4 protein-coding genes are annotated in these 4,258 nt (G+C 60.8%); all 4 read left to right on the top strand.

Translation table 11 applies throughout. From position 1 onward, the window contains the following. Positions 1-119: 119 nt before the first annotated feature. The 4 genes from F8N49_RS26030 to F8N49_RS26015 are packed head-to-tail and all read left to right on the top strand — an operon-like array spanning position 120 to position 4,229. A complete protein-coding gene (locus F8N49_RS26030; protein ID WP_071172583.1) occupies positions 120-902 on the top strand; it encodes a sugar phosphate isomerase/epimerase in 783 nt (260 codons plus the stop codon). Further along, positions 895-1,890, top strand: a complete 996-nt coding sequence (locus F8N49_RS26025; protein WP_151553150.1) for a sugar kinase — start codon at positions 895-897, stop codon at positions 1,888-1,890. The genes F8N49_RS26030 and F8N49_RS26025 overlap by 8 nt, the downstream gene beginning before the upstream one ends. Positions 1,891-1,947: 57 nt before the next feature. Further along, positions 1,948-3,246 (top strand): MFS transporter, encoded by a 1,299-nt coding sequence (locus F8N49_RS26020; protein WP_073476638.1) that lies wholly within the window; start codon positions 1,948-1,950, stop codon positions 3,244-3,246. Between the two features lie 14 nt (positions 3,247-3,260). Next, entirely contained in the window at positions 3,261-4,229 is a 969-nt protein-coding gene (locus F8N49_RS26015) for an NAD(P)-dependent oxidoreductase (RefSeq protein ID WP_151553148.1), read from the top strand. Positions 4,230-4,258 lie beyond the last annotated feature (29 nt).

The following is a 4,258-nucleotide window of genomic DNA, read 5'->3' as shown; positions in this document are numbered from 1 at the left end:
GGTTGATCCCATTCCATTGTGGGAGCGAGCCTGCTCGCGAAGGCCTGCAGAAGAACACTGCAGAACTACTTGATATTTTTTTTGAACAAAAATGAAACCGGTTTCAGAGGTCAATAACAATGAATAAACCAGCCGTTTCCATCAGTCTATCCAGCTACGGTGCCGAGCTTGTGCGCCAGCGTGGGCAGGATTCTTTTATCGAGATCCTCGCGGCCTCCGGCGCCAATCGCATCGAGTGGCGTGAAGAACTGCTGACCCGTGAAGACCCGGCGCAACTGGCTCAGGCTACCCAGGCGCAGGGCCTGCAAAGTATTTATTCCTCACCCACCGAACTCTGGCTCGCAGGGCAAGCACAGCCCAATCCCGAACTGATTACCGCGCTGCAACAGGCCCAGGCATTCGGCTCGAAATGGCTGAAAGTGTCCCTCGGTTATTTCACCGACAACTCTGACTTGCAGGCACTGGCCGAGCAACTCAAGCAAAGCCCGGTGCAACTGCTGGTGGAGAACGACCAGACCTTGCACGGCGGGCGTATCGAGCCGTTCCAGCGTTTCTTTGCCGCTGTCGAGCAGCACAATCTGCCGATCAAGATGACTTTCGACATTGGCAACTGGCACTGGCAGGACCAGTCCGCCGCCAGCGCCGCACGCGCGCTCGGCCGTCACGTCGGTTACGTGCATTGCAAAGCCGTGGCGCGCCGCGCCGACGGCAAACTGGTTGCCGTACCGCCGGCCATCAGCGATCTGCATTTGTGGGAACAACTGCTGCGGCACATGGACCAAGGCGTTATGCGCGCCGCTGAATACCCGCTGCAAGGCGATGACCTGGTGCAATTGACCCGCGAACACGTCGCCGCCCTCGCCCGCCTCGGTCAATCGCGCCTGGAGCCAGCCCATGTCTGAGATCGATATTCTTTCTTTCGGTGAAACCATGGCAATGCTGGTCGCCGAGCAGACCGGCGATCTGGCCAAGGTCGAGCAGTTTCACAAACGGATTGCCGGGGCCGACAGCAACGTCGCGATCGGCTTGTCGCGTCTGGGTTTCAACGTCGCGTGGTTGAGCCAGGTCGGCAACGATTCACTCGGACGCTTTGTGGTGGAAACGCTGATCAAGGAAGGTCTGGATTGCAGCCACGTCGAGGTCGATAAAAACCATCCGACAGGCTTTCAATTCAAATCGCGTAACGACGACGGCAGCGACCCGCAGGTCGAATATTTCCGGCGCGGTTCGGCGGCCAGTCATTTGTCGCCGCACTCCATCAACGACAACCTGCTCAGCGCCCGCCATTTGCACGCCACCGGTATTCCTCCAGCGCTATCCGCCTCGGCGCGGGAAATGTCCCTCGAGCTGATGACCCGCATGCGCGCCGCCGGACGCAGCGTGTCATTCGACCCGAATCTGCGCCCAAGCCTGTGGGCCAGCGAGGGCGAGATGATCCGCGAGATCAACCGCCTCGCCGCCCTCGCCCACTGGGTGTTGCCGGGGTTAAGCGAGGGCCGCTTGCTCAGCGGTTTCGACGACCCGGCCGACATTGCTGCGTTCTATCTGGATCAAGGTGCGGAGGCGGTGGCGATCAAGCTCGGGCCTGAAGGCGCTTATTACCGCACGCAGCTGGATCAGGGTTTTGTCGCTGGCGTGCCGGTAAGCAACGTGGTCGATACCGTAGGCGCCGGGGATGGTTTTGCGGTGGGGATGATCAGTGCCCTGCTCGAGCATCAGAGTTTTGCCGAGGCCGTGCAGCGAGCGAACTGGATTGGCAGTCGCGCGGTGCAGAGCCGTGGGGATATGGAGGGGTTGCCTTCCCGCTTGGAGTTGACCGCTGAATTCGCGAGCAGGCTCGCTCCCACAGGGGAATGCATTTCAAGCCTGCTCGCGAAGAGGCCCGCCTGATCACCGCAAATCAATGAACCTGCTGCGACAAAAACAACAAGCTCAGGAGTCACACCGATGAAAACCGCTACCCTCGCCACCCGCCGCTGGTGGTACATCATGCCGATCGTGTTCATCACTTACAGCCTGGCCTATCTCGATCGCGCCAACTACGGTTTCGCCGCCGCGTCGGGCATGGCCGAAGACCTGATGATCACACCGGGCCTGTCCTCGCTGCTCGGTGCGCTGTTCTTTCTTGGGTACTTTTTCTTCCAGGTACCTGGCGCGATCTACGCGCAAAAGCACAGCGTGAAAAAACTGATCTTCGTCAGCCTGATTCTCTGGGGCGGGCTCGCCACGCTGACTGGCGTGGTATCCAACGCCTATTGGCTGATCGTCATTCGCTTCATGCTCGGCGTGGTCGAAGCGGCGGTGATGCCGGCGATGCTGGTGTATCTCTGCCATTGGTTCACCCGTGCCGAACGCTCACGGGCCAACACCTTTCTGATCCTCGGCAACCCGGTGACCATGCTGTGGATGTCGGTGGTCTCGGGTTATCTGGTGCAGCATTTCAGCTGGCGCTGGATGTTCATCATCGAAGGTCTGCCGGCAGTGTTGTGGGCGTTTATCTGGTGGCGTCTGGCCGATGATCGTCCGGTCCAGGCCAAGTGGCTCAACGACCAGGAAAAGCAGGATCTGGAAAGCGCCCTCGCCGCAGAGCAGGTCGGCATCAAGGCTGTGAAGAACTACGCCGAGGCTTTCCGTTCGCCGAAGGTGATCATTCTCGCGCTGCAGTTTTTCTGCTGGAGCATCGGCGTTTACGGCTTTGTGTTGTGGCTGCCGTCGATCCTCAAGGCCGGCGCGCAAATGGACATGATCGAGGCCGGCTGGCTCTCGGCGCTGCCATATCTGGCGGCAGTGCTGGGCATGCTCGCGGTGTCGTGGGGTTCGGACAAGTTGCAGAAGCGCAAACGCTTTGTCTGGCCGCCACTGCTGATCGCCTCGATTGCGTTCTACGGCTCATATGCCTTGGGCGCCGAGCACTTCTGGTGGTCGTACACGCTGCTGGTGATTGCCGGCGCCTGCATGTACGCGCCGTACGGTCCGTTCTTCGCTATCGTCCCGGAGATCCTGCCGGCCAACGTTGCCGGTGGCGCCATGGCGCTGATCAACAGCATGGGCGCACTCGGCTCATTCGGCGGCTCGTATCTGGTCGGCTACCTGAACAGCTCCACCGGTTCGCCCGGCGCTTCCTATCTGCTAATGAGCGGCGCGCTGTTGCTGTCGGTGGTGTTGACCATTTTCCTCAAGCCCGGCGCCAGTGATCGCGTCGTCGCCAAAGCCGTCGCCACGCCGCGTGTGCCGGCGCATTCCTGAAAGGACTTTTTGCCATGAAAAAACAGGTCGTGCTGTACAAGAAACTTTCGCCCGCGCTGATGGCGCGCCTGCAAGAGCAGTTTGACGTAACGCTGATCGAAAGCCTCGACGCCGATGGCCTCATGCAGTTGCGCGATTCCCTGCCCCGCGCCCAAGGCTTGCTCGGGGCCAGCCTGAAACTCGATGCCGCGCTGCTGGATCTGGCGCCGCAGCTGGAGGCGATTGCCAGCGTCTCGGTGGGTGTTGACAACTACGACATCGAGTATCTGAATCGGCGCAAGGTTCTGCTGACCAACACCCCCGACGTGCTCACCGAAACCACCGCCGACACCGGTTTCGCCCTGATCCTCGCTGCCGCGCGGCGGGTGGTCGAATTGGCGAACATGGTCCGTGGCGGGCAGTGGAGCCGCAACATCGGCCCGGCGCATTTCGGCACCGATGTGCACGGCAAGACGCTGGGCATCATCGGCATGGGCCGCATCGGCGAGGCCCTGGCCCAGCGCGGGCATTTCGGTTTCGGCATGCCGGTGATCTACCACAGTCAGTCGCGCAAACCGGCGGTCGAGGAGCGTTTCGACGCACAATATCGCAGCCTCGAAGAGTTGCTCCAGCAGGCCGATTTCACTTGCCTGACCTTGCCGCTGACGGCGCAGACCGAACGTTTGATCGGCGCCGAGCAATTTGCGCTCATGCGGCCGGAAAGCATTTTCATCAATATCTCGCGGGGAAAGGTGGTTGATGAGGCGGCGATGATCGAGGCGTTGCGCAGCAACCGTATCCGCGCTGCGGGGCTGGATGTGTTCGAGCGCGAGCCGTTGAATCATGACTCGCCGTTGTTGCAGTTGAGCAACGTGGTGGCGACGCCGCACATGGGCTCGGCGACTCATGAAACCCGTGAAGCGATGGCGCGCTGTGCGGTGGAGAATCTGCTGGCGGCGCTGAATGGGCAGCGGCCGGCGAATCTGGTGAATCCTCTAAACTGATCGTTCCCACGCTCTGCGTACTGATCGTT

The sequence above is a fragment of the Pseudomonas sp. GXM4 genome (assembly GCF_008923895.1).
Classification (GTDB): domain Bacteria; phylum Pseudomonadota; class Gammaproteobacteria; order Pseudomonadales; family Pseudomonadaceae; genus Aquipseudomonas; species Aquipseudomonas atacamensis.
This window is presented reverse-complemented; position numbering and strand designations above follow the sequence as displayed.

Coding starts and splice junctions, on each gene's coding strand:
- F8N49_RS26015 (WP_151553148.1), top strand. CDS start 3,261: ATGAAAAAACAGGTCGTGCTGTACAAGAAACTTTCGCCCGCGCTGATG.
- F8N49_RS26030 (WP_071172583.1), top strand. CDS start 120: ATGAATAAACCAGCCGTTTCCATCAGTCTATCCAGCTACGGTGCCGAG.
- F8N49_RS26020 (WP_073476638.1), top strand. CDS start 1,948: ATGAAAACCGCTACCCTCGCCACCCGCCGCTGGTGGTACATCATGCCG.
- F8N49_RS26025 (WP_151553150.1), top strand. CDS start 895: ATGTCTGAGATCGATATTCTTTCTTTCGGTGAAACCATGGCAATGCTG.